The sequence below is a fragment of the Bradyrhizobium sp. SHOUNA76 genome (assembly GCF_023006445.1).
In the GTDB taxonomy this organism is placed as follows: domain Bacteria; phylum Pseudomonadota; class Alphaproteobacteria; order Rhizobiales; family Xanthobacteraceae; genus Bradyrhizobium.
In genome coordinates this window covers 1-1,128 of sequence record NZ_JALBHA010000937.1, presented here as the reverse complement: position 1 = coordinate 1,128, position 1,128 = coordinate 1, and the positions used below count along the sequence as shown (strand labels likewise).

Genomic DNA, 1,128 nt, shown 5'->3' with positions numbered 1-1,128 from the left:
GGTCGCGCCAGAGCTTGTCGGTGAGCGAGCGCGCGACGCCCAGGAACGCCTGGGGCGCTTCGACGGGCAAGGCGGTGGCAGGCGGCGTCATGATTCGAGAGCGATCTTTGGGAACTCGGGACTCCGGACGAACACGCAGGGCGTCCGGTCACTGGCGGATTGGCCGGGAATCCGCCGAACTTTGCAACGGCAGCGGCCCACAAAGCGGTGGATGGCCGCCCAACAGGGCGAGTGACTATCATTTGGGCACCCGGCGGAACAGCAAATTAAGCAGGCGTTAGGCGGAATCTTCGAAAAAGACTTGTATTCGATCTGTAATTTGATGTTCCAGGTTCGTTGCAGATCAGACCTCATTGCCAAGGGAAATCCCCGATGTCTGCTGCGCTGGGTCTGAAAGCCAAGCCGATCGCCACCGAACCCGCTGACGACGATTCCGACATCTCCGCGCTGATCAACCGCCTGACCGCGGAGGTCAACCAGATCGCGGTCGACAAGACCAAGTCGATCCAGCAGATCACCAACCAGATGAAGATGCTGGCGCTGAACGCGCTGATCGAGAGCTCGCGCGCCGGCGCCCAAGGCGCGGGCTTTGCGGTGGTGGCCCAGGAGGTGCGCGGCGTCGGCCAGCAGGTCGAAACCATCGCACGCGAGCTCGAGACACAGTTGACGAAGCGCACCGGCGATCTCGTCTCCTCGATCGAGCGCATGAGCCAGCGTTCGCGCGGCGAGCGCATGATGGATCTGTCGCTGAATGCGATCGAGCTGATCGACCGCAACCTCTATGAACGCACCTGCGACGTGCGCTGGTGGGCGACCGATTCCGCCGTGGTCGATTGCGCGGCCTCCCCCAGCGCAGCGGCCGTCTCGCATGCCTCGCAGCGCCTGGGCGTGATCCTCGGGGCCTACACGGTCTATCTCGACCTCTGGCTCTGCGACCTCGACGGCAACGTCATCGCCAACGGCCGCGCCGACCGCTTCCGCGCCGTCGGCCAGAATGTCGCCCACACCAAATGGTTTCGCGAGGCGCGCAGCCTGCGCTCCGGTGACGACTACGTGGCCGGCGATGTCGAGAACCAGCCGCTGCTCGGCAACGCGCAGGTCGCGACCTATTGCGCCAGCGTCCGTGCC

The 1,128-nt window shown here is 64.6% G+C and carries 1 protein-coding gene; it reads left to right on the top strand.

Translation table 11 applies throughout. The features are described from left to right. Positions 1-372: 372 nt before the first annotated feature. A partial coding sequence (locus MOV74_RS38765) for a methyl-accepting chemotaxis protein (protein WP_246932857.1) occupies positions 373-1,128 on the top strand: 756 nt, incomplete at its 3' end.